This window comes from Nonomuraea sp. MTCD27 (genome assembly GCF_041950495.1).
Lineage (GTDB): Bacteria > Actinomycetota > Actinomycetes > Streptosporangiales > Streptosporangiaceae > Nonomuraea.
Map to the genome: position 1 here is coordinate 554,098 of NZ_JBGNUW010000003.1, position 18,718 is coordinate 572,815.

The 18,718-nt window shown below is 69.5% G+C and carries 32 protein-coding genes; 2 read left to right on the forward strand and 30 right to left on the reverse strand.

The window, feature by feature from the left end; genetic code table 11:
- Positions 1-71: 71 nt before the first annotated feature.
- Genes ACBJ59_RS10875 through ACBJ59_RS10885 form a run of 3 tightly spaced genes read right to left on the reverse strand, consistent with a single transcriptional unit; the run spans position 72 to position 2,439 of the window.
- Complete coding sequence (locus tag ACBJ59_RS10875; protein ID WP_375110029.1) at positions 72-485, reverse strand: hypothetical protein; 414 nt, start codon at positions 483-485, stop codon at positions 72-74.
- Positions 482-1,576 (reverse strand): phosphoadenosine phosphosulfate reductase family protein, encoded by a 1,095-nt coding sequence (locus ACBJ59_RS10880; RefSeq protein ID WP_375110030.1) that lies wholly within the window; start codon positions 1,574-1,576, stop codon positions 482-484. The genes ACBJ59_RS10875 and ACBJ59_RS10880 overlap by 4 nt, the downstream gene beginning before the upstream one ends.
- Positions 1,573-2,439 (reverse strand): SLOG family protein, encoded by an 867-nt coding sequence (locus ACBJ59_RS10885; RefSeq protein ID WP_375110031.1) that lies wholly within the window; start codon positions 2,437-2,439, stop codon positions 1,573-1,575. Before ACBJ59_RS10885 ends, ACBJ59_RS10880 begins: the two co-directional genes overlap by 4 nt.
- Before the next feature lie 68 nt (positions 2,440-2,507).
- Between ACBJ59_RS10885 and ACBJ59_RS10890 the strand changes: the two genes are divergently transcribed.
- A complete protein-coding gene (locus ACBJ59_RS10890) occupies positions 2,508-2,645 on the forward strand; it encodes a hypothetical protein (protein ID WP_375110032.1) in 138 nt (45 codons plus the stop codon).
- 1 nt (position 2,646) lies between these two features.
- A complete protein-coding gene (locus ACBJ59_RS10895) occupies positions 2,647-2,796 on the forward strand; it encodes a hypothetical protein (protein WP_375110033.1) in 150 nt (49 codons plus the stop codon).
- 1 nt (position 2,797) lies between these two features.
- On the opposite strand, the gene ACBJ59_RS10900 is transcribed toward ACBJ59_RS10895, so the two are convergent.
- The 27 genes from ACBJ59_RS10900 to ACBJ59_RS11030 form a co-directional block, all read right to left on the reverse strand.
- Positions 2,798-3,781 (reverse strand): DNA-methyltransferase, encoded by a 984-nt coding sequence (locus tag ACBJ59_RS10900; RefSeq protein ID WP_375110034.1) that lies wholly within the window; start codon positions 3,779-3,781, stop codon positions 2,798-2,800.
- The gene (locus ACBJ59_RS10905) at positions 3,781-4,188 is read right to left on the reverse strand and encodes an NUMOD4 domain-containing protein (RefSeq protein WP_375110035.1); all 408 of its coding nucleotides are present in this window, start codon (positions 4,186-4,188) and stop codon (positions 3,781-3,783) included. The genes ACBJ59_RS10900 and ACBJ59_RS10905 overlap by 1 nt, the downstream gene beginning before the upstream one ends.
- Positions 4,176-5,543: a hypothetical protein gene (locus tag ACBJ59_RS10910; protein WP_375110036.1), complete on the reverse strand. Its 1,368-nt coding sequence runs from the start codon at positions 5,541-5,543 to the stop codon at positions 4,176-4,178. Before ACBJ59_RS10910 ends, ACBJ59_RS10905 begins: the two co-directional genes overlap by 13 nt.
- Positions 5,540-6,661 carry a DNA polymerase III subunit beta gene (dnaN, locus tag ACBJ59_RS10915; protein ID WP_375110037.1) on the reverse strand — a complete coding sequence of 374 codons (1,122 nt, stop codon included), beginning with the start codon at positions 6,659-6,661 and terminating at the stop codon, positions 5,540-5,542. The genes ACBJ59_RS10910 and dnaN overlap by 4 nt, the downstream gene beginning before the upstream one ends.
- On the reverse strand, positions 6,658-7,020 hold the full coding sequence (locus ACBJ59_RS10920; protein WP_375110038.1) for a MazG-like family protein: 363 nt from the start codon (positions 7,018-7,020) through the stop codon (positions 6,658-6,660). The genes dnaN and ACBJ59_RS10920 overlap by 4 nt, the downstream gene beginning before the upstream one ends.
- A complete protein-coding gene (locus tag ACBJ59_RS10925) occupies positions 7,017-7,466 on the reverse strand; it encodes a hypothetical protein (protein WP_375110039.1) in 450 nt (149 codons plus the stop codon). Before ACBJ59_RS10925 ends, ACBJ59_RS10920 begins: the two co-directional genes overlap by 4 nt.
- Positions 7,460-7,885: a helix-turn-helix transcriptional regulator gene (locus ACBJ59_RS10930; RefSeq protein ID WP_375110040.1), complete on the reverse strand. Its 426-nt coding sequence runs from the start codon at positions 7,883-7,885 to the stop codon at positions 7,460-7,462. Before ACBJ59_RS10930 ends, ACBJ59_RS10925 begins: the two co-directional genes overlap by 7 nt.
- Positions 7,882-8,562, reverse strand: a complete 681-nt coding sequence (locus tag ACBJ59_RS10935) for a hypothetical protein (protein WP_375110041.1) — start codon at positions 8,560-8,562, stop codon at positions 7,882-7,884. Before ACBJ59_RS10935 ends, ACBJ59_RS10930 begins: the two co-directional genes overlap by 4 nt.
- A 5-nt stretch (positions 8,563-8,567) precedes the next feature.
- Positions 8,568-9,155: a crossover junction endodeoxyribonuclease RuvC gene (locus ACBJ59_RS10940; protein WP_375110042.1), complete on the reverse strand. Its 588-nt coding sequence runs from the start codon at positions 9,153-9,155 to the stop codon at positions 8,568-8,570.
- Positions 9,152-9,562: a hypothetical protein gene (locus tag ACBJ59_RS10945; RefSeq protein WP_375110043.1), complete on the reverse strand. Its 411-nt coding sequence runs from the start codon at positions 9,560-9,562 to the stop codon at positions 9,152-9,154. Before ACBJ59_RS10945 ends, ACBJ59_RS10940 begins: the two co-directional genes overlap by 4 nt.
- Positions 9,563-9,564: 2 nt before the next feature.
- The gene (locus tag ACBJ59_RS10950) at positions 9,565-9,819 is read right to left on the reverse strand and encodes a hypothetical protein (RefSeq protein WP_375110044.1); all 255 of its coding nucleotides are present in this window, start codon (positions 9,817-9,819) and stop codon (positions 9,565-9,567) included.
- The gene (locus tag ACBJ59_RS10955; protein WP_375110045.1) at positions 9,816-10,133 is read right to left on the reverse strand and encodes a hypothetical protein; all 318 of its coding nucleotides are present in this window, start codon (positions 10,131-10,133) and stop codon (positions 9,816-9,818) included. Before ACBJ59_RS10955 ends, ACBJ59_RS10950 begins: the two co-directional genes overlap by 4 nt.
- Complete coding sequence (locus ACBJ59_RS10960; RefSeq protein WP_375110046.1) at positions 10,115-10,393, reverse strand: hypothetical protein; 279 nt, start codon at positions 10,391-10,393, stop codon at positions 10,115-10,117. Before ACBJ59_RS10960 ends, ACBJ59_RS10955 begins: the two co-directional genes overlap by 19 nt.
- On the reverse strand, positions 10,386-10,700 hold the full coding sequence (locus ACBJ59_RS10965) for a hypothetical protein (RefSeq protein ID WP_375110047.1): 315 nt from the start codon (positions 10,698-10,700) through the stop codon (positions 10,386-10,388). Before ACBJ59_RS10965 ends, ACBJ59_RS10960 begins: the two co-directional genes overlap by 8 nt.
- Positions 10,697-11,320 (reverse strand): hypothetical protein, encoded by a 624-nt coding sequence (locus ACBJ59_RS10970; protein ID WP_375110048.1) that lies wholly within the window; start codon positions 11,318-11,320, stop codon positions 10,697-10,699. The genes ACBJ59_RS10965 and ACBJ59_RS10970 overlap by 4 nt, the downstream gene beginning before the upstream one ends.
- Positions 11,317-11,712 carry a hypothetical protein gene (locus tag ACBJ59_RS10975; RefSeq protein ID WP_375110049.1) on the reverse strand — a complete coding sequence of 132 codons (396 nt, stop codon included), beginning with the start codon at positions 11,710-11,712 and terminating at the stop codon, positions 11,317-11,319. Before ACBJ59_RS10975 ends, ACBJ59_RS10970 begins: the two co-directional genes overlap by 4 nt.
- Positions 11,713-11,774: 62 nt before the next feature.
- Positions 11,775-12,263: a hypothetical protein gene (locus ACBJ59_RS10980; protein ID WP_375110050.1), complete on the reverse strand. Its 489-nt coding sequence runs from the start codon at positions 12,261-12,263 to the stop codon at positions 11,775-11,777.
- A complete protein-coding gene (locus ACBJ59_RS10985; protein WP_375110051.1) occupies positions 12,260-13,120 on the reverse strand; it encodes an exonuclease domain-containing protein in 861 nt (286 codons plus the stop codon). Before ACBJ59_RS10985 ends, ACBJ59_RS10980 begins: the two co-directional genes overlap by 4 nt.
- Positions 13,117-13,653 carry a hypothetical protein gene (locus ACBJ59_RS10990; protein WP_375110052.1) on the reverse strand — a complete coding sequence of 179 codons (537 nt, stop codon included), beginning with the start codon at positions 13,651-13,653 and terminating at the stop codon, positions 13,117-13,119. The genes ACBJ59_RS10985 and ACBJ59_RS10990 overlap by 4 nt, the downstream gene beginning before the upstream one ends.
- Complete coding sequence (locus tag ACBJ59_RS10995) at positions 13,650-13,949, reverse strand: hypothetical protein (protein ID WP_375110053.1); 300 nt, start codon at positions 13,947-13,949, stop codon at positions 13,650-13,652. The genes ACBJ59_RS10990 and ACBJ59_RS10995 overlap by 4 nt, the downstream gene beginning before the upstream one ends.
- Positions 13,949-14,860, reverse strand: coding sequence for a recombinase RecT (locus ACBJ59_RS11000; protein ID WP_375110054.1), 912 nt, complete (start codon positions 14,858-14,860; stop codon positions 13,949-13,951). Before ACBJ59_RS11000 ends, ACBJ59_RS10995 begins: the two co-directional genes overlap by 1 nt.
- Positions 14,857-15,846, reverse strand: a complete 990-nt coding sequence (locus ACBJ59_RS11005) for a lambda-exonuclease family protein (RefSeq protein WP_375110055.1) — start codon at positions 15,844-15,846, stop codon at positions 14,857-14,859. The genes ACBJ59_RS11000 and ACBJ59_RS11005 overlap by 4 nt, the downstream gene beginning before the upstream one ends.
- Complete coding sequence (locus tag ACBJ59_RS11010; RefSeq protein WP_375110056.1) at positions 15,843-16,124, reverse strand: hypothetical protein; 282 nt, start codon at positions 16,122-16,124, stop codon at positions 15,843-15,845. The genes ACBJ59_RS11005 and ACBJ59_RS11010 overlap by 4 nt, the downstream gene beginning before the upstream one ends.
- Positions 16,121-16,573 carry a hypothetical protein gene (locus ACBJ59_RS11015; protein ID WP_375110057.1) on the reverse strand — a complete coding sequence of 151 codons (453 nt, stop codon included), beginning with the start codon at positions 16,571-16,573 and terminating at the stop codon, positions 16,121-16,123. Before ACBJ59_RS11015 ends, ACBJ59_RS11010 begins: the two co-directional genes overlap by 4 nt.
- Positions 16,570-16,962 (reverse strand): hypothetical protein, encoded by a 393-nt coding sequence (locus tag ACBJ59_RS11020; RefSeq protein WP_375110058.1) that lies wholly within the window; start codon positions 16,960-16,962, stop codon positions 16,570-16,572. Before ACBJ59_RS11020 ends, ACBJ59_RS11015 begins: the two co-directional genes overlap by 4 nt.
- Entirely contained in the window at positions 16,962-17,249 is a 288-nt protein-coding gene (locus tag ACBJ59_RS11025; protein ID WP_375110059.1) for a hypothetical protein, read from the reverse strand. Before ACBJ59_RS11025 ends, ACBJ59_RS11020 begins: the two co-directional genes overlap by 1 nt.
- Positions 17,246-18,682, reverse strand: a complete 1,437-nt coding sequence (locus tag ACBJ59_RS11030) for a hypothetical protein (protein ID WP_375110060.1) — start codon at positions 18,680-18,682, stop codon at positions 17,246-17,248. Before ACBJ59_RS11030 ends, ACBJ59_RS11025 begins: the two co-directional genes overlap by 4 nt.
- Positions 18,683-18,718 lie beyond the last annotated feature (36 nt).

Sequence of the window (18,718 nt, forward strand, 5' to 3'; positions counted from 1 at the left end):
GTAGCAGGTGCGGCCGGGCACCCGGCCGGTGATGATGCGGGTGGCCGGGCGTTTGCATGTAGAGCATCGGCTTATCCACATCCGTCACCCGCCTCCGCGGTGTCGGCTTCGATGGTGAGGGTGATGCCGGGGCCAATGCGGATCGGTGCCTGGACGGCTGCGTAGCTGCGGGCGATGACGGACGCGGCGGCGGGGTTGAACCCGGCGTCGCACAGCCTCCGCATCAGGTCGGCGGCTTGCAGCTCGGTCTGGGGCCATTCGCGCGGCGTGCCGTGCCCGCGCATGATGGGGTTCAGGTAGCCGCGGTCCACCCAGTAGGCGACCGCTCGGAGCGGCAGCCCGCGGTCGATGACCTGCTGGAACGTGAGCTGCTCTACCCGCTGCCCGAACTCGTCGGCCACTTCCGGGCACGTTTTGAGATGCCCGAGGAACACGAGTTTGCTGTCGGCCGGGCAGGTGCAGCGCGGTGTCTTGCGGGCCATCACACGACCGCCTCGTCTGTGGGCTGTGCGGCGATGATGGGCGGGACAGCGGGCTTGAGGAGTCCCATCGCTTCCCACGTGGAGAAGAGGTCCGGCTGGTCGGAGCGCTGCGGGACGCACTTGCGGCAGAGCCGCCCCGCCGGTTCGGCGCTGTCGACGGCGCCCGGGGGCCGCTTGCCCCACTTGCATGCGGCGATCCCGGCCGCCTCCACCCGCTTCTCCAAGGAGCGGATCCGGTAGGCGGCCTTCGGGTAGAAGAACTCGATCTCCTCCAGTTCGCCTTCCTTGGAGAAGCAGCCGCACAAGCATTCGCCGGACATGTGGAGGTGCTCGGAGACCGGGTTCCGCGGCAGGTTGAACCGGGTCCGGTATTCGGCCATCTGGGCGTTGGTGAAGTGCACGATGGGTGAGCACCAGATGATGCCGCCGTCGGGGTCGATCTCTTCGGCGTTGCGCATGCGCCGATCCGATTCGTCCCACCGCATCCCCGCCAGGTAGAGCACCTTCTGGCTGCGGCCCTTGTTACCGACGATGGCGGCCCGATTGCGCTGCAAGGGTTCGTCTTTGAGCCGCCGGTACATGACCTTGTGGGAGTCGCCACCGGGCCCCGGCAGACCGATCCATACGGGCCTGCCGATGTTGGGGCCGGTGCGTGCGAGAACCCGACCGAGTACGAGGTCGTCGTAGCTGTCACGCGGGTGCAGCTCATGCAGGGGTAGCCCGTAGTTGCTCACAACGTCGCGGACGTGCTCGCGAGTTTCGTCGATGCCGATGCCGGTGTTGACGTGCAGAACGGCGTCGTTTTCGCTGGTGTCGAGGTAGCCGCGCACGAGGTGCAGGAGGACCGAGGAGTCGTTGCCGCCGGAGAAGAGTGCTTGGCGGGCGATGATGGGGTACCGGTCGAGGGCTTCAGCGATGATCTCGTGGCTGCGTGCGATGGCCTCGTCGAGGGTGCGCATCGGTGGCGGTGCCGCGGCCTTCGCTGGCTGCCCAGTGATCGCATCGGGCATCCCGGGGAGAGGGGCCTGCAGCTCGGTTCGACGTCCCATGAGGCTCCGCCCTTTCGTGTTTGAGGTTGTGCTGGTGGTCGTCATGCGGTGGCCGTGGGCGTGGATGGTGCGTGCGGCCAGATGGGTCGGACGGGGATGCCGGCGGCGGAGGCTTGGGCCATGCAGTGGCGGGTGCCGTTGCCGTTGCCGGGGAAGGCGACGCATTCGTCGGCGCCGAGTTTGGCCATCTCCGTGTTGCGGATGAGCCCTGCGCCTCGTCCGTGCGTCTTCCAGTCGGCCGGGTGTATTTCCTCGGTGACGTCCGGGTTGCGTTTACACCACAGGTGGATGAGCCAGTCGGCGGACCGGTCCGGCCTGGTGCCGCGCTCGGGTCGCGGGTAGGCGCCGCCGTGGACGACGGTGAGCCGCGGGTGGACGGCCAGGATTTTGTCGAATTCGGTCCAGATGCGCGGCTTGTCGGTGCGGTCGCGTCCGCCGGTGGCGAGGACGCGCCACGGCTGCTGCTGCCACGCCCAGGTGGCGCACCGGGCGTTCTCGAGGCACAGGTGGCGGAGTGGGGCGCAGGCGCCTTCCCGGGGTTCCTGCTGGCCTTTCAGTGCTGCGGGGGTGTGGGCGGCGCACCGCCAGCCGTTGACGTACAGGCGGGCGGGTTCTGCGCCGCACAGTGTGGTGCGTCCGGTGACGAAGGACGCGCAGGGTTGCGGCATGCGCGGTGCTGGCGGGGTGAAGGTGCGCGGCGGTGCGGGGGCGGCGGCGGGGTCGCTGGTTCGCGCCTTGCACGTGCATCCGGGGTGGGAGCACCATCCGGATGCGCGCATCCACACGTCGTCGTAGATGGGCCAGCCCCACCGCGGCCTTTCGGTTCCGGTGTGGACGCCGTTTTGGTGGTTGCAGCGGGTGCACCACTGCTCGAGCTCGTCCAGGGTGACGGGCAGACGAAGATTCATGGTCTGGCCCCCTTGACGGTGTAGCTACACCCATCTACGGTGTAGCTACACCCATTGAGGAGGGCCACATGGCCAGCACCCAGACCGCATGCGTGATCTGCGACTACCCCACTGACAGCACCCAGCAGGCCAGCATCGGAGACAAGACTGGTCCGTGCTGCTCTGACTGCGCCGAATGGTGCGACGGCAACCTCATCGAGGCCTGACGTGCCGGGGAAGCGCGCCGACGGGGTGCACATGCGCGGCATCCCCGTGCACGATGACCTGTGGACCTCCGCCATGGCCAAGGCCAAGGCGGAGGGGGTCTCGCTGTACGCGCTCATCCGGCAGTGGTTGCGGGAGTACGTCGCCAAGTAGGTCACGGGGCGACCTCGCCCACCTCGAACAGGGCGGGCGGCTGCTCACGGTCGACATCCGCCGCGGCGGCCGCCAGGTTCTTGACCGCCTGCCGGTAGTAGGACGGCTTCAACTCCACCCCGACACCGAACCGGCCGGCCCGGACCGCGGCGTACACCTCGGAGCCGACGCCCGCGAACGGTGTGAGCACCCGCTCGCCCGGGTTGGACCACAGGACCAGGCAGCGGTCGATGACGTCGAGCTGGAGCGGGTGGACGTGCTTCTCGTCCTCTTCGTCGCGGGCCTCCCGGTACGGCAGCACCCGGTCCAGCCGGACGTCGTCCCAGAACGCGGACGCGTACTGCCGCCAGATCCAATGCGAGTACCGGTTCTCGGTCTGCTTGCCTTCCCAGCCGCGGTAGCGCAGCAGCTCGGCGGGCGGCTTACGTTCGCCGGCGTACTCGGTGAGGCCGACCGGGTGGGCGATCGGAACCGGGTTGTCTCCGTGGCGCCGGAAGATGAGCAGGTAGTCCGCGCTCGCCACGCTGCAGCGGGAGGAGTCGTCGACGATCGTCCGGTGCGCGAGGCTCTTCATCAGGGTGCGGTTGCGGACGGTCAGGGGCTCCTTCCACACCGAGTAGCGGCCGGCGTAGCCGAAGCCGTGCCGCTCGTGCAGGCGGATGATGTCGCCCGGGAAGTCGAGCAGAGCGTCGCCGCGGCCGCTGTTCGACTTCGGGATGTCCATGCAGTGCACCGCAGTGATCCGGCCGGGCATGGTGAGCCGGGCGATCTCGGCGACGACGTACCCGTAGTGCTCGAGGAACTCGTCGTAGGAGCGGCTGTTGGACAGGTCGCGCTCGCTGGAGGAGTACTGGTAGAGCCCGGCGAAGGGCGGCGAGTAGATGGACAGGTGCACGCTGCCGTCGGGGTAGGCGGGCAGCACTTCGAGGCAGTCGCCCAGGTGGAGGGCGTACTTGTCGGTGACGGTCTGGTCGAGAACGCCCATTACCTGTTCCTCCAGTGTGTGGGACCGACGGGCATCAGGCCTGTTTCGCAGGCGTGGCGGACGTTCTCCTGCCGCGTGGCCCATTCGAGGTTGGTGACGTGGTTGTTGGTCTTGTCGCCGTCAAGGTGATTCACCTCGGGGCGCTGTTCGGGGTTTGGCAAGAAGGCCGCAGCGACAAGGCGGTGTATCCGCGCATTGGTCGAGCGGGCGTTCTTGGAGAGGATCACGAAGAGGTAGCCGTTCGAGCCGGTGCCGGGACGGAGAATGCGCCCGGAGACCTTGGTCGGAAGTCCGCCCCGACCCGCTCGAAATCGAGGCAGCGAACGGATCTGCCCATGGTCCGAGACCTGGTAGTGGCCTTCGTATCCGGCGATGTCTATCCACGTCTCAGAGGTCAGCTCGCCCATGCGGGGACCTCCACGGGGTGCGGGTAGTCGATGGTGCGGCGGACCGCCGTGGCGTCGCGCATGTGCGCCACGAGGGCGTCGAACATGGCGTCCGCCTGGGCGGCCTTGCGCTGCAGGTTGGCCAGGACGCGGGCGCCGCCCTCGGTGGTGACGATGTCGACGGTGACGGGGTGCTGCTGGCCGTACCGCCAGCAGCGGCGCACCGCCTGATACCACTGCTCGTAGGAGTGGGAGGGGAAGAACGTCATGCGGTGGCAGTGCTGCCAGTTGAGCCCCCACCCGGCGATCGACGGCTTGGTGACGAGCACCCGGATGTCGCCGCGGGAGAACGCCGCGAGTGCCTCCTCTTTGGCGTCGACCGGGTCGGAGCCTTTCACCTGCACGGCGCCGTCGATCAGCTTGGTGAGCAGGTCGCCTTCGTCGTTGAGCTGGCACCAGGCGATGCCGTGCTCGGCGTCGGCCAGCAGCTCGGCGGCGGCCTCGCAGCGTTCGGCGAGGGTGCGGCGGGCCTCCTCCCGCTCCTCTTGCAGGCTGGCCGCGGGCACGTCGAACAGGGCGTTCTCCGGCGGGCGGGAGGCCTTGACGACGTGCTCGCGCTGCACCAGCTCGGGCAGCACGAACCCGTCGTCGGAGTGGCCGTAGTCGGAGGGGCGGCGCATGGCGCGGGCCCACGAGGCGACCCACCGCCAGAACGGTTGCTCGGCGTGGCCTTTGAACCGCCAGGCGTTCCGCTGCCCGAGGTAGCCGCGGCCGGTGGAGGCGTTGCGCTGCTCGTTGACGAAGAACTTGCCGAGCATGTCCATGTAGCCGAGCTCGCCGAGCGCCTCGGAGCTGGTGCCGAGTTCGATGTAGTCGTTGGGCGCCGCGGTGGCGGTGGCGAGCAGCCGGTACGGCGTCTTGCGCATGAAGTCGGTGACGAGCGCCCGGCGGGCGCCGTCGAACGCCTTGATCGCCGAGGATTCGTCGCACACGACGCCCGCGTAGTCGACTGGGTTGAACAGGTGGAGCCGGTCGTAGTTGGTGATGGTGATCGGCCCGGCGGGGCGGCCGCCGCGGGAGATGGCCGCCTCGATGCCGAACTTGGCGGCCTCGTCGGCGGTCTGGTAGGCGACGGCGAGCGGGGTGGCCACGAGTACGGGCCGGCCGGCGTGATGGTGAACGAGGTCGGCCCAGACGAGTTCCATCGGGGTTTTGCCGAGCCCGCAGTCGGCGAAGACTGCTGACCGTCCCTTGCGGAGCGCCCACTGCACGAGGTCGTGCTGGAAGCCGTACAGGAAGCCGGGCAGCTCTTGGGGGTCGAATCCGTGGTCGCCGCCGAGCTGGGTGCGGCGCTCGAGGAAGGTGGCGTAGCTCATGTGAGCCTCAGCGCCATCACGGTCTGCTGGTGGCTGCCGTCCTCGGAGGCGAAGTGGGCGGGGTTGGCCGGCCCGGTCATGCCGATGCGGGCGGGCCCGTCGATGGCGCCGAGCGCGTCGAGCAGGAATTGGGATTGGAACGCGATCTCGATGGGGTCGCCGTCGAGTTTGCTGTCGAGGGTTTCGTTGCCGCGGCCGTAGTCGTCCGCGCCCGCGCGCACTGTCACCTCGTCGGGGGCGAAGTGGAGGCGGATCGCGGTCGTCTGGCGGTCGGCGACGAGGGCGACCCGCTTCACTGCGGCGGCGAGGGCGGCGGCGTCGACGGTGGCGGTGATGGCGGCTTCGTACTTGAGGCGGGCCCGGTAGTCGATGAACTGGTTGTCGAGCAGCCGGACGGTGGTTTGCCGGTCGCCGGTGGTGAAGGCGGCCATGCTGTCGTTGAGGCCGATGTGGACGGGGCCGGTTCCGAACCCTTTGGCGGCGTCGTGGAGGTGCCGGCCGGGGATGAGCGCGGTGAGGTTGCCGACTTCGCCGCGGTAGTGGTCGCCTGCCCACGCGCTGGCGTCCGGGGTCCAGGTGGTGTCGGTAGCGGCGATCCGGTACCGGTCGGTGGCGGCGAGGGTGAGTTTGTCGCCGTCGGTGTCGAGTTTGATGCCGGTGAGGAGGATGGTCGCGTCGTCGCCGCTGACCGCGGGGTGGACTTGTGCGATGGCGGCGGCGAGGGTGGCGGCGTCGATGGTTCCGGCGGGTGGCGGCGGGCTGGGCAGGTTCGGGTAGTCGCCGACGGGGAGTAGGCGGAGGGTGAAGTCGGCGCGCCCGCAGGTGAGGGTGGTTTCGGTGTCGGTGGCGGCGATGTTGACGAATGAGGTGGTGGGGAGGGCTCGGGCGACTTCGGCGAGCATGTGGCCGGGGATGAGGATTTTGCCGGGTTCGGCGATTTCGCAGGGGATGGCGGCTTGAGCGGAGGCGTCGTAGTCGAAGGCGCTGACGGTGACCTGGTCGTTGTCGGTTTGGAGGAGGAGGCCGGCGAGGGCGGGGATGGTGGGGCGGCGGGGGATGGCGCGGGCGGCCCAGGCGACGGTTTCGGCGAGGATTTTGGGGTCGATGGCGAGCTTCACGCGGAGGTCCTCTCGGGCGTGGCGTTGAGGAGGGCCGCGAGGCGCGGGCCGCGCCGGGCCAGGTGCCGGTTGAGGGCGGTGCGGGCGGTGGTGGTGTCGCCGGTGATGGTGGCGAGGGCGACGAGCGCGGTGACGGTCACGTCGCACAGTTCGGCGGCGACGTCGTCGAGGGTGTGGGTGACGCCTTTGCGCGGGTTCTGGCCGACCATGCCGATGTAGGCGGCGGCCACCTCGCTGGTCTCCTCGACCAGTTTGAGCAGGCGGAGCGTCTTCTCGTGGTCGTCGCGGCCGTTCGCCTGGTCGACCCAGTCGAGGGCGGCGCCGACGTGCTTCCACAGGCGGTCTTCGCTGGCGCTCATGCGGCTGCTCTCTTCTGCTTGACGGGGCGGGTGCCGCCGCCGTCGCAGCGGGCTTCGGATACGGGCTGCTTTTCGCGGCGGGAGTGGCCGACGAGCAGCCCGTTTTTGCGCAGCGGGATGGATGCGCGCCAGCAGTGGCGGCACTGCCCGTACTGGCGTTTCGCGTGCAGGTTGGCCACGTTGGCGGGTTTCGGCGGGAGGATGCCGAGCGCGTCGAGCACGTCGGAGAGTGCGTCGGCGTCGGCGTCGAGCCCGGCGGCGACGCCTGCGACTACGGCGCGGATGTGGGTTTCCTCGTCGGGGGTGAGCGGCGCGGTGTCGGCGAAGACGAGCGTGTCGATCGGCTGGGATTTGGGGGGCCGGCGCCGCCACTTGTCGTAGAGGGCTTCGTTGATGGCGAGGACGCGTTCGATCTGTAGTTGCGGGTCGAGGTTGGAGGTCAGCACGGGTTCACCTCGCTGGGGTGCAGGTCGATGCGGCAGCCGATCGCGGCCAGGTAGCGGTCGATGGTGGGGAGTTGGAGGCGTCCGCCGCCGGCGGCCCGGGATTCGATGTTGCTGAGGCAGGCCAGGTGGAGTCGTCTGGTGACGTCGTTGCGGCTGTAGCCGAGGGTGCGGCGCAGGCTGCCGAGCTTGGGCAGCACGTCTTGCAGGTCGCCGATGAGTTGGCCGTTGCGGGTGACGATGAGCCGGTGGTTGAGTGCGGTGGCCCAGGCGGCGGCGTGGTGGGTGCGTGGTGTTCTGTGGCCGTTCTCCCAGTTGGAGATGGATGGTTGGGCGACGCCGATGGCTGCGGCGATCTCGTTTTGGTCGCGGCCTTGGGTTTCGCGGAGGGCGCGGAATCGCTGGCGTAGAGGCGCGGTCATGCGGCACGCTCCCGGGACGCCAGGAACGCGGTCAGCGCCTGCCCGATCCACAGCCCGTACGCGGGCGGTAGTGCTTCCCGTAGCGCGAAGTGGTCGCTGGACCAGTCGATGCCTTTCGCAGCCTGCATCTCGGCGACGGTGGCCTTGCCGCCGCCCTTGCCATAGGCGGCGACGTACGGGCCGTCGAAGTAGGTGCCGTGCCGCCAGCCGCGCACGCGACCTCGATGCTTCGGGTGGGCCGGCCGTTCGGTCGTCCAGCGGCCGAGCTCGAAGTAGCGGTGCATGAGCACGTCGAGCCCGAACATCTCGCCGCACAGCGTGATGTCCTTGCGGACGCTGGAGCCTGCGACGTTCTCGATCACGTACGGGATGCCGATCCTCTTCAGAGCGGCCCTGGTTGGATCGATCAGGCGGGGGTGCGGGTTGCCGCGCGCCGCGTTCGTGCCCTTGGCCGGAGCGCCTTCGCCCTGGCAGGGAGGGGAAGCGTGTGCGGCGACGAAGCCTTGCCGCTGGATCCACGAGGTGTTCCAGCGCAGGAACTTGAGTGCGTCGGCTTGGATGAACAGGTCGCCCGCATAGTCGGGCTGCGGGTTGATGTCCACGCCGATCACGCGAAAACCGGCCTCCTGGTAGCCGCGAGCGACGCCACCAATGCAGCAGAACAGGTCGAGGATCATGGGCTTCATGACGCGACCGCCGTTTCCGGCCAGGCCACCTTGCCGAGGGCGTCCCGCTGCGCCTTCGGCAGTTCGACGACCGCGTGCCCGAGCGCGTCGAGGCCCATGGCGCGCAGCCACCACGCGTCGCATTCGTCCTCAGTGGGGAAGAGGAGCCCGGCCCGGCCTTGCGCGCTGGTGGCCATCTGGCTCTTGGTCGCTTTGCCGCTGCCGGTGGCGTAGATCTTTAGGTGCATGACGTTGACGAGCGCCATCTGGGCGCCCGCGCGGTGGCAGGCGAGGCGTACGACGCCGCCGACTTCGGCGAGTCGGTGGACGGGGTTGCCTCGGATGCCGCTGGCGTAGTCCTCGATGACGATGAGGTGCGGCTGGTAGGTGTTGAGTAGCGCGGTGATGGTGGCTTCGATGTGGTCGAGCCGGTTGAGGTCGTCGGCGAGGGTGCGCGTCTTACTGGCCGCCTTGGGCGCCTTGATGATTGTGGTGCCCTCGGGTGTGGCCACGCCGGATTGCTCGGCGGCGAGGTCGAGGCCGATTACGCACGGTCCGCTGGCGGCGTCAGTGCCGGCGCTGCCCGCTATCTGTGTTGCGGTCATCGCGCACCGTCCCCGTTGATGGCGTGGGCGATGGCGAGCGCGTGTTCCGGCGTGCACGCCCCTTGCTTGTCCTCGGGGATCTGCTCGTAGATGGTGGCCTCGAAGGTGAGCCAGGCTGCGAGGGGTTCGGCGATGCCGGGGTGGGCGAACGCCATCCACTGCCAGTTGGCGTCGGAGACGCGGAACATGTCCGATTCGTCCTCGCTGATGCGTGCTACGTCGTCGTTGTAGCCGTGCTCGTCGCGTTCGCCTTCGCTGAGGATCCAGCGCGGGTACAGTTCGCAGTCTCCGATCAGCCATGGGCCGCGTGAGGTGTTCCTGGCCATCTCGCGGAGGGCGGCTGCGGCTTTGCGTAGTTCGTCGGCGGGTGTGGTGGTGGTGTTGGCGGATGTGCTGGTTGCGTTCACGGTTATGCCTCCAGCAGGCGGGTGAGGTGGACGGTGGTTGGGGCGGGTTCGGGCTGGTAGGTGGCGGCCAGGTAGAGGCCGATGGCGAGCAGGAGTAGGCCGACGGTGGCGGCGAGGATCCACAGGCACAGCCAGTTGCGGCCGTGGGCGACGGTGAGGATGTCGTTGAGGCAGTCGCGCGGCTCCAGCCGGCCGACCTCTCTGTGGAGGGCGGCGGCCAGCGCCTGCTCGTGGTCGACGGCGGCGGTGTCGCTCATCGGGCGCCTCCGCGCGGCTGCTTGGTGTGGCCGGCGACGAACTCGTCCCACAGGCCGGGCCGGGAGGCGTACAGCAGGTCGACGGTGAGGTCGATGCCTCGGGTGCGTTCGCGCTGCACGTGGGCGGCCAGGTCGTCGGCGCGCTGCTGCTGCAGGTCGCAGATCACCTGGTCGCGGAGCGTCCGCCGAAGCGTCTGCTGGCGTTCGGCGGCTTGCCGGCGGCGGCGCAGGGCGGGCCGGACGACGAACTGGCCGACTGCGGCGGCGGCGAGTGCGACGGCGACGGGGGCGGTGATCAGGATGTGGGTGCCCACGACGACCTCCCGTCGATGGCGTGGCGGGCTTGTGCGGCGACGGTGTCGAGCCGGTCGGGCCGGTGTTCGATCGCGTCGACGAATTCGCCGACGACCTTGAGGAGGGTGTCGCGGTCGTTGGCGAGGGCGGTGGCCCGGTGTTCGAGTTGGGCGGTCCGGGTGTTGCGGGAGGTTTGGTGTAGGTGGTGGGTGATGGCGGCGCCGATGAGCGCGGCGGCGAGTATGAGGCCGGGGGTGATGAGCGCGGTCAGGTCAGGCATCGGCGGCCACCGCCTGCCGCGTGTTGCGCTCGCGGATGGCGGTGCGGGTGGCTTTCCTGATCGCTTCCTGGAGTTGGCCGGGGATGGCGCACAGCTCGGCGATGTGGAAGGTGTCCCGCTCGGCGTCGGGGGCGAGGATCATCACCTCGGGCGGCGGTTTGCGCGGTTCCCAGGTGCGGCGGCTGCAGCATTCGGCCGCGTCGTCCTGGCTGTAGCGGCCGGCGGTCAGCCAGTTGGTGGTGTAGCCGGACTTGTTCGGCCCCCAGTAGGCGTGGTGGTGGTTCGACCAGACGAGGTAGACGCTCACGACGAGGCCACCGCCTCTCGCGTGGCGTCCTGCGCGGCGTCGTACGCGGCGATCCCGTGGACGACGGCGTGGCACTGCCAGAGGTACTGCCAGTGGAAGTCCTGGAACGGCCGCTCCCACTTCTCGGGGAAGGCCAGTCGTACACCCTCGTGCCGGAAGGCCGCGACGGCGTACCGGGCGGTCTCCTCGTAGTCGGTGCCGTGCTCGTCGCTGTAGAGGATCTGGTCGCGGACCGCGTTCTGCATGCCGGGGTGCTGCGACTCCTGGTCGGCAGCCTCCTGCGCCACCCACGCACGGAACGCGTCCTCCGACCAGGCATTCACCTCGCCAGCGCGAACCTTCTCCGCCCAGTAGTGCGGGTTGATGCGCCGCCCTGCCGCGACTGCGCGGAACAGGACGAACATGTCCTTGGTGTCATCACCGAATCGACAGAAGTGGTAGGAGCCGTGGGAGCCGTTGACGATCAGGTTGTACGGCCAGGTGATGAGGTCGAACCAGTCGAGGCTGCCGGGCGCGGTGAACCGGATCTGCCGGTAGATGCCGTCGTCGTGGAGGGTTTCGAGGCGGTGGTTGGCGGTGTCGCGGGCGAACTGTGCGGCGATGTCCTGGAGGCGACTCATGCGGCTTCGCCTCCGTTCTGCGCCTGCTCGGCGGCGATGTCCCGCAGCGTGGCGACGACGTGTTCGTCGCTGTGCTCGTCGGACCAGCGGCCGATCGACTCGTCCCAGGCGACGACCGGGTCCAGGGCGAGCCGGTCGATGAGCAGGTCGGCCACTTCGCGGACGGGCCGGAACTCGCCGAGGTCGGCGGTGGGGCTGTTCCAGGTGTCGGGGTGGAATCCGGCGGCGACGGCGATGGCGCCGAGCACGCAGACGGCGCAGGCGCGCGGGTCGTCGTCGAGACCCTCGGGGGTGTAGTAGTCGTTGCGGGCGATGCCGTTCGTCTCGATCAGCTCGGCGGCCCGGCCGAGGATCGCCCCGTAGGACAGATCCAAGGTGGTGGTGTCACTCATGACGTTGGTCCTTCGCGGATGGCGCACCCGGCGCGCGGGTGCGCGGTCTAAAGAGGCGGGACTCAGGCGGCGGGCGGGTACGGGTTGCCGCCGTCAGGGACACATGCGTTGCAGCGCTGCGGCGGGATCTGTCGGCCGCCCGTGATCGCTTCCGCTTCGGCGGCGGTCGCCTCCCGCAGCGCCTTGCCGCAGCCGGCACACGCCAGATGCGGGGTGTCGGAGCCGTTCAGGTGGACGAGCGGGTACCGGGTGCGCTGCCGCGGGAACAGCACCGTCTGGACGCTGCCCTGGTCGTCGATCGGGTCGCCGAGCAGGCCGCCGGTCTCCACGGTTTCCAGGTCGAGGAGGCGCCTCCACCGCTGCTCGCGCAGCCTGCACTCCATCGCCAGGTCTTCGAGGCGTTTCGCCTCCTGCCGGTGCCGGGAGGCGTCGGCGGCGAACCGGTCTGCCTGCTGTCGTTCTTGGGTGGCGTTGTGGCGGATGGTGGCGGTCACCGGGTCGGTTTCTTCGACGACTTCGGCTTCGACGGTGTCGTGGAGTTGCATGGTCATGATGCGATCGCCTCCTGGGCTTCCTGGGTGGTGCCTTCCTGTCGTGCTGGCGCGGCTTGTACGGGCCAGGCGCCGTCGATGACGGCGGCCGGGTCCTGCTTGTCGCCCGCCTTGGGCGAGCGCAGATAGGTCTGGTAGGAGGCGGCCTGCTCGCGCGCCCACTGCCGCTGCTTGCGGAACAGGGCGGGCAGGTCGCACAGGAGGTCGTCGAACAGGTGCCGTTCGTCCTGCCGGCCCGCCTGTACGAAGGGGCGTTGTTCGCGGGGGAGGGCGGCGATGGCGCCCATCCGCCACGCGACCCGGGCGGAGATCAACGCGTCGTAGCGGGCGCCGTGCGCCTCGTCATCCACCCACGGGATGCCGAACACTTGGGCGCACGTCTTCAACGCGTGAGCGCCCTGCTTCTCGTTGACCCGCGGACGCCACTTGTCTATGTGCTTGCTGATCGTTTTGGTGTCGATGACGGGGCCGTAGGAGCCGCCCATCAGGTCGATGAGCGGCCCGAACCCGTGCCGCACCATCTCCGCGTTGAGGAGGGTGAGGTCGTAGCCGCCGATGTTGTGGCCGACCAGCGGGATGCCGTCGGACCAGACGGCCTTGACTGCGGTGACGATCCGGCCGATCCCCTCCACCGGCTCGACGCCGAGCTCGCGCAGGAATTCGTCGGTGTAGCCGTGGATGTCGGCGGCTTCGGCCGGCATCGGCACGCCGGGCGAGATAAAGAGCGGCTTCCGGTCGATCGGGGGCTGGCCACCGCCGACGAGGCCGATGTACGCCTCGACGATGCGGGCCTCGTGCGGGTTCGTCCCCGTACTCTCGAAGTCCAGGCTGGCGAGCCTGCCGGTCCACCAGGTCATATGGTCCACTCCGGCGAGTCGTCGCGGCAGTGGCAGGAGGCGGTGATGTCGCGGATCATGTTGACGGGGCATTCGGTGAGGTGCCGCTCCCAGCACGAGCACGCCGTCCCCTGTCCGATGCGCAGGTCGCAGGTGGACCAGTGCCGGGCGAGGTCGGCGATGTCGTCGGGCAGGTCGTTGATGAGCGCCTGGTAGAGAGGCGTGGCGCGTAGCCAGCCCTCCGGGTCGTCGAACCGGTCGTCGTAGGGTTCGGAGAGGTCCACCTCGTGAGGCATTTCGACGTACACCAGGTCGCCGGTGTCCATGTCGCGGCCGAGAGGTTCGGCCATGATCAACCCCTCGCCGTACGAGTAGGCGACGACGAGGTTGGACACGCGCTTGATCAGCCAGTTCGCGGCGTTGAACCGCCACGCCGGGTCCATGTCGGCGATCAGAGTGGGGACGCCGGTGGCGGGGACCCAGGTGGTGTCCTGGTTGAGGTGCCGGTACCAGGCGCGGGCCTGCCGCCTGGTGTCGTTGACGGTGGCGTTCACTGCCCCTCCTGGTGCTGGGAGGCGGCGCGCACTTCGGCGGCCAGCTGTTCGTCGCCGAGGTCGCCGAGCGCGTGCCGGGCGTGCGCCGCGGCGGTGTTGTCCAGGTATCCGGACTCCGCCGCCGACGTGATCCATGCGAGCCCGGCCTCCCGATCCTTCGAGAGCTGCTCGTAGCCGTGCAGGATGAGGACGAGGGGGGAGACCGGGATGGTGATCGCGTCGCCGCCGGAGGCGCGGACGGCTTCGACGGCCGCCCTCCATTCGGCGGCGATCTGGTCGTAGTAGGCGCGGCTCATCAGGCTGCCTCGCCCTGCTCGCCGGTGTCGCCGTCGGCCGGCTGGTTGACCTTGGCCGCCGCTTCCTGGTCGAGCGCGTCGATGACTCGGGAGGCTTCGTCGAGGGTGAGCTCGTTGCGGGACGTGACCGGGTTGTCGGTGTCGCGCTCCAGTACCGCGTTGACGAAGGCGAGCGCGGAGTCGCGGTCGGTGAGGCCCGCCTCTCGCAGCGCGGTGCCCATCTTTTTGAGCTGCGCATCCGAGATCATCCGCTCGGCGACGTGTCCCGTCACCGGCTCAACGGGCGCTTCCGGCTGCTGCTGCTGGGGGGCGACCGCTTCGCGGATACTCCGGCCAGGCGTGTTCGGCCGCGCCGTGGTGACCACGATCGAACCGTCGCCGTTGACCTCGGCGCCGAGCTCTTCCGGCGTGTAGCCGACCCCGGACAGTTCCTCTTCGCAGGCTTCGCGGGCGACCTCGGAGATGGCGCGCGCCTTGAGCATCGCCTCCGGGTAGTTCTTCCACACCTGCTTGCCGGCGAGGCCGGCCGCCTGCGCGCGCCCCATGGTCCAGGTGGCGCGAAACTCGAAGTCGGGGTCGTCCTTGCGCACGATCGTCGCGACCGCGGCGACAAGGGAGCCCGCGCTGTCGCGTTCCACCCAGACGCGCAGCCGGTGGCCCGCGCGCCGGACCAGCGCGGAGATGAGCCCGGACGATGCGGACGCCCGGCCTTCGATGATGTGGACGCCGAGGATGGCGGCCATGGTGGAGATGCCGAGGGACTGGCCGAACTCGACGGCGTACAGGACGTTGCCGGGCTGGCCCTGGTACTGCTTGGGCAGCAGGTTCGACACGGACAGCGCCTTGGCGTACTCCTGCCGTTCGGGCAGCGAGTCGACGACGCGTTCGGCGGGCAGGGTGGCGAGCGTCATGCTGCGGCTCCAGTCAGCTTGGTCGGGTCGGGGAGGTTGCGGCCGGCCACCAGGTAGGCGGCGCCGCCGTTCTTGCTCTGCCGGGTGGCGAGGGTGCGCCCGTTCCAGCGGGCGCGCTGTGCGGTGCCCATCGCGTGGGCGAGCCGGGTGCGCGCCTGCGCCAGCCGCTTCTCGGCGGCGGCACCGTCGGCGGTGGCGGCGAGGAACTCCGACGCCAGGTCGTCGGGCACGTCGAAGTCCTGCTTCGGGGTGATGTCGGGGCGCAGGCGTTTGACGGCTTCGTAGGTGGCGGGGTGGCCGTCGAGGGCGGGCATTTCGCCCCACAGCAGCGAGTCCAGGAAGTCGTCGGCGGCGGCCCGCATGAGGGCGGCGTCGGCCGGGTCGTAGTCGACGACGTATTCGCGGAATTCGAGCCGGTCGCCGAGGACTGCGATGTAGGCGCGCGGCAGTCCGAGCACGTCCATGTACCACTGGACTTGGGTGCGGTAGTAGACGGGGATTTCGTCGGTGCCGGGCTCGCCCCAGCCGGACCCGTCGGCGTCGGTTTTGATCTCCAGGAGGGCGGAGACCTCCAGGGTGTACCAGCCGACGGGCATGTTGTCGGACAGGTGGTAGCGGATGAGCCGGTCGGGGTTGGCCAGCTGCCAGTTGCGGTTCTGGTGGACCCAGGTGCCGGTTTCGAACAGGTGCCACTCGGGGTGTTGGTCGGCGAACCAGGAGGCGACGGCGGGTTCGAGGTAGTGTCCGCGGTCTTGCTGCTTGGTGGCTGGCGTGGGCTGGATGAGGCCGGCCATCTCGCACCAGGTGGAGTGCGGGGAAGCCCAGGGGGAGAGCCCGAGGATGGCGGCCATGCGGGAGCCGCTGACTCGCTTGGCGCGGGCGGCGTGCCATTGGGGGCTGTCGGTGGGCCAGGTTCCGATGTAGCGGCCGGCAGGCGTGTACAGGAAGGTGTCGGGTTCGCCGTCGCTGTCCCAGCGGGTGCTCATGGGGCGTCGTCCTGTCCGTCGCGGAATTCGCGGTCTGCCTCGTAGCCGATGTGGGGTCCGCCGCCGACGGGCGCCCGACGGGTCTGTTGGGCGAGGTGGGCGGCGTAGGCGGTGACGTCGGCGCGGGCGAGCCGCACCCGGCCGTTGATCCGCACGGTGGGGATGCCGCTGCAGATGAGGAGCGGGATGGCGTGGGCGGTGGGGATGGCGAGCTGGTCGGCGAGTACGGCGAGGGCGCGGTGTACGCCGATGAATTCGAAACTGGCGGCGGTCTTCATTGGCCACCGCCTTCGAGGGCGATGACCCAGCAGATCTGGTCGCCGCAGGGTGCGTGCTGGTCGATCCTGAGCTGCTCGCCCGATCGGGTGCGCTCGAAGTGCAGGACGACCTGGCGTCGCGTGTCGTCGTTGCGTGCGGCGGCCTGGTCGGCGGTGGTGGTGGAGATGCCCCACACGCCGTAGCTGTCGTGCACCCACAGGTGCACGTACGGGGTGCCGTCGTCGAGCGGCTCGCTGCTGGTGTGGATCTTCTTGGCGGTTTGGCTGGTGCGGACTTCGGGGCGGAGCCCGGACATTTCGTGGGTGGCGACCCAGGTGAACCTTTGCCCGTCGCCGATCAGTGCGCGGATGCGGGCCGTGACCAGGTTGAAGTTGTCGTGGGCGAGGAGTCCGTGCCAGGGCAGCCCGTCGGCGAGACGCCGGTATTCGCGCTTCACGGTGGCCGTCATGATCCGCCGTCCTCTCGCAGGTAGAGGCCGCTACTGGCGTTGAAGGCGCGGTCGAGCCGTTCGGCCATGACGGCGGCGTCGGTGCGCAGCAGGTCGAGTTGCCGCCGCACGCTGGCGACTACCTGGAACGGGTCGCCGTGGGTGTCGCCGATACGGTCCTGCACGGCCATGGAGCGGAGCCGGTCGTCGAGTTGGCGGAAGAGCTGGTCCATGCGCTGGACGCCGTCGCGGAGGCTGCCGAGCACGTCGTGCACGGTGGCCGGGTACTTGACCGCGTCCGGGTCGCGGGTGGCGTGGTTGAGGACGCGCACGCACTCCGCCATGGCCGACGCGGTCTGCCTGATGCTGTCGTCGTCGTGCGGCCCGTCAACGTTGAGGTGCAGATCCATCACGCACCCCCAGCCAGGGCGGTGGCGCGGCGGCTGGCGAGCCAGTCGGCCTTGCGGACGCACTCGACGGTGCCGCCAGCAGGGACGTCGAGGGTGCCGAGGTCGTCCACGCCCGGCGGCGGCACGTCGATCAGCACGTAGTTGAAGTGGTAGTTGCTGCAACTGAAGCCGTTGTCGAAGGTGACAGGCGGGACCGCTTTGAGGATCTTGGCGGTGTATCCGTCCACGACGGCCAGGTGGTCGGGGCGGACCTTGTCGACGTCGACGGGGACGGTGGGAAGCGTCACAGCGCCACCGCCACAGGCTGCTCGCCGTACTCGGCGGCCATCTGCTCATACCCGACAGCCGCGATCAGCGCCTCCACCTGCTCATCCGCCGCCCGCCGCGCCACATCCGAGATCGGCGACGGGTCGCCGTGGCTGATCTCGGCGACGATCGTGGCCAGCACCCACCCGAGCAGCCCGGAAACGCTGGTGTCGCGGGCGGCCCGGGCGGCGATGATGCGCAACGCCCGATCCAGCGGAGACTGCACCTGCGGGACGGCCGGCCCGTCAGCGTCGAGGTAGGCGCGGGCGGTCACCATCTCGGCGTCCGCCACCTGCGGCACCTCCTGGGCGGGGATGCCGGGCTTGCCTACGCGGATCACCGTCTCCAGGGCGCCGTGCAGGAGGTTGTGGCCGGGCTCGCCGGTTCGGCCGGCTGCGTAACTGGCGACCGCTGTGATGATCTGGTCGACCACGCACGGGGTTTCGCGGTCGCGGGCGGCGAGCCACGCGTCCGTCTCCTCCAGGGTGACCGGCGGCAGCAGGTTAACCAGGGACAGCAGGTGGTCTGCGACCTCGCTGGTGGCCGGGAGTGTCACGTCGATCCGGGTCGGGTCGGCGAGCCAGGAGACGAGGATGCGGGAGGTGGGTGGCAGGCCGGGCCAGTAGGTGAGCAGGGAGAGCGCCTGCCGGTCCTGGGCGGTGAGTGTGGTGGTGTCGGCGGCGGCGGCGTTGTTGATCGCGCAGGTGATGTCGAGGATGTCGAACGCGGTCAGCACGCCCATGGTGCGACGCTGCTGGATGACGCGCTTCCATTCGGCGGTCAGGTCTGCCCACACCGACGCTTCCACGTCGTCGCCGTTCGGGCTGTCGGGGCAGGCGAACCCGTGCTCGACCATGACGGGGGCGTTCGGGTGCTGGTAGGCGTCGAGGCCGAACAGGTAGTCGGCGCCGTACTCGTACGGGTCGTCCCATGCGGCGAAGATCTGGCCGAGCACGCACTGGTCGTCGAAGCGGATGTTGAGGGTGTCGAGGTCGATGTGCTGTTCCCAGCCGGGCAATTTCACGTCGAGGAGGGCGGCGCCCTGCGCGACGCGGTCCGCGAGGGAGCGAGGGATTGCCGTCATGCCGGGGATGGCGTGGTTCGCGAAGTAGGTGTCCTCGTCGGCGGGGGTGACGGCGGGGAGCCGCCAGGCCAGCTGGTAGAGGAGGCGGGTGCACCGCTGGTTGAGCGGTAGCGGCAGGCTGCCGTCGAGAATCTTGCGGATGAGGAGCGCGGTGAGGGGCTTGCAGCCGGGCCAGTAGGTGGCGACGGTGAGCGCCTGCCGGTCCTCGGCGTTCGGGGCCGTGCCGTGGTAGGCGACGTTGTGGACGGCGCGTTCGATGGCGAGCACGTCGGCCGGGGTCAGCTGTTCGGCGGGCTGCGGCTGGGGGGTGGTTGTGGTAGTGGTGGTCATGTCCGTGTCCCTTGCTAGTGGGGATGTCGGATGGTG

Bases quoted from the DNA above. Each gene is read 5' to 3' on its own strand.
- ACBJ59_RS11005 (WP_375110055.1), bottom strand. From the start codon at position 15,846: ATGAGCACCCGCTGGGACAGCGACGGCGAACCCGACACCTTCCTGTAC.
- ACBJ59_RS10995 (WP_375110053.1), bottom strand. From the start codon at position 13,949: ATGAGCCGCGCCTACTACGACCAGATCGCCGCCGAATGGAGGGCGGCC.
- ACBJ59_RS11015 (WP_375110057.1), bottom strand. From the start codon at position 16,573: ATGACGGCCACCGTGAAGCGCGAATACCGGCGTCTCGCCGACGGGCTG.
- ACBJ59_RS10935 (WP_375110041.1), bottom strand. From the start codon at position 8,562: ATGATCCTCGACCTGTTCTGCTGCATTGGTGGCGTCGCTCGCGGCTAC.
- ACBJ59_RS10980 (WP_375110050.1), bottom strand. From the start codon at position 12,263: ATGACCATGCAACTCCACGACACCGTCGAAGCCGAAGTCGTCGAAGAA.
- ACBJ59_RS10970 (WP_375110048.1), bottom strand. From the start codon at position 11,320: ATGAGTCGCCTCCAGGACATCGCCGCACAGTTCGCCCGCGACACCGCC.
- ACBJ59_RS11010 (WP_375110056.1), bottom strand. From the start codon at position 16,124: ATGAAGACCGCCGCCAGTTTCGAATTCATCGGCGTACACCGCGCCCTC.
- ACBJ59_RS10960 (WP_375110046.1), bottom strand. From the start codon at position 10,393: ATGCCTGACCTGACCGCGCTCATCACCCCCGGCCTCATACTCGCCGCC.
- ACBJ59_RS11020 (WP_375110058.1), bottom strand. From the start codon at position 16,962: ATGGATCTGCACCTCAACGTTGACGGGCCGCACGACGACGACAGCATC.
- ACBJ59_RS10985 (WP_375110051.1), bottom strand. From the start codon at position 13,120: ATGACCTGGTGGACCGGCAGGCTCGCCAGCCTGGACTTCGAGAGTACG.
- ACBJ59_RS10920 (WP_375110038.1), bottom strand. From the start codon at position 7,020: ATGAGCGCCAGCGAAGACCGCCTGTGGAAGCACGTCGGCGCCGCCCTC.
- ACBJ59_RS10880 (WP_375110030.1), bottom strand. From the start codon at position 1,576: ATGACGACCACCAGCACAACCTCAAACACGAAAGGGCGGAGCCTCATG.
- ACBJ59_RS11000 (WP_375110054.1), bottom strand. From the start codon at position 14,860: ATGACGCTCGCCACCCTGCCCGCCGAACGCGTCGTCGACTCGCTGCCC.
- ACBJ59_RS10950 (WP_375110044.1), bottom strand. From the start codon at position 9,819: ATGAGCGACACCGCCGCCGTCGACCACGAGCAGGCGCTGGCCGCCGCC.
- ACBJ59_RS10890 (WP_375110032.1), top strand. From the start codon at position 2,508: ATGGCCAGCACCCAGACCGCATGCGTGATCTGCGACTACCCCACTGAC.
- ACBJ59_RS10885 (WP_375110031.1), bottom strand. From the start codon at position 2,439: ATGAATCTTCGTCTGCCCGTCACCCTGGACGAGCTCGAGCAGTGGTGC.
- ACBJ59_RS10930 (WP_375110040.1), bottom strand. From the start codon at position 7,885: ATGACCGCGCCTCTACGCCAGCGATTCCGCGCCCTCCGCGAAACCCAA.
- ACBJ59_RS10905 (WP_375110035.1), bottom strand. From the start codon at position 4,188: ATGGGCGAGCTGACCTCTGAGACGTGGATAGACATCGCCGGATACGAA.
- ACBJ59_RS10940 (WP_375110042.1), bottom strand. From the start codon at position 9,155: ATGACCGCAACACAGATAGCGGGCAGCGCCGGCACTGACGCCGCCAGC.
- ACBJ59_RS10910 (WP_375110036.1), bottom strand. From the start codon at position 5,543: ATGAGCTACGCCACCTTCCTCGAGCGCCGCACCCAGCTCGGCGGCGAC.
- ACBJ59_RS10975 (WP_375110049.1), bottom strand. From the start codon at position 11,712: ATGAGTGACACCACCACCTTGGATCTGTCCTACGGGGCGATCCTCGGC.
- ACBJ59_RS11030 (WP_375110060.1), bottom strand. From the start codon at position 18,682: ATGACCACCACTACCACAACCACCCCCCAGCCGCAGCCCGCCGAACAG.
- ACBJ59_RS10900 (WP_375110034.1), bottom strand. From the start codon at position 3,781: ATGGGCGTTCTCGACCAGACCGTCACCGACAAGTACGCCCTCCACCTG.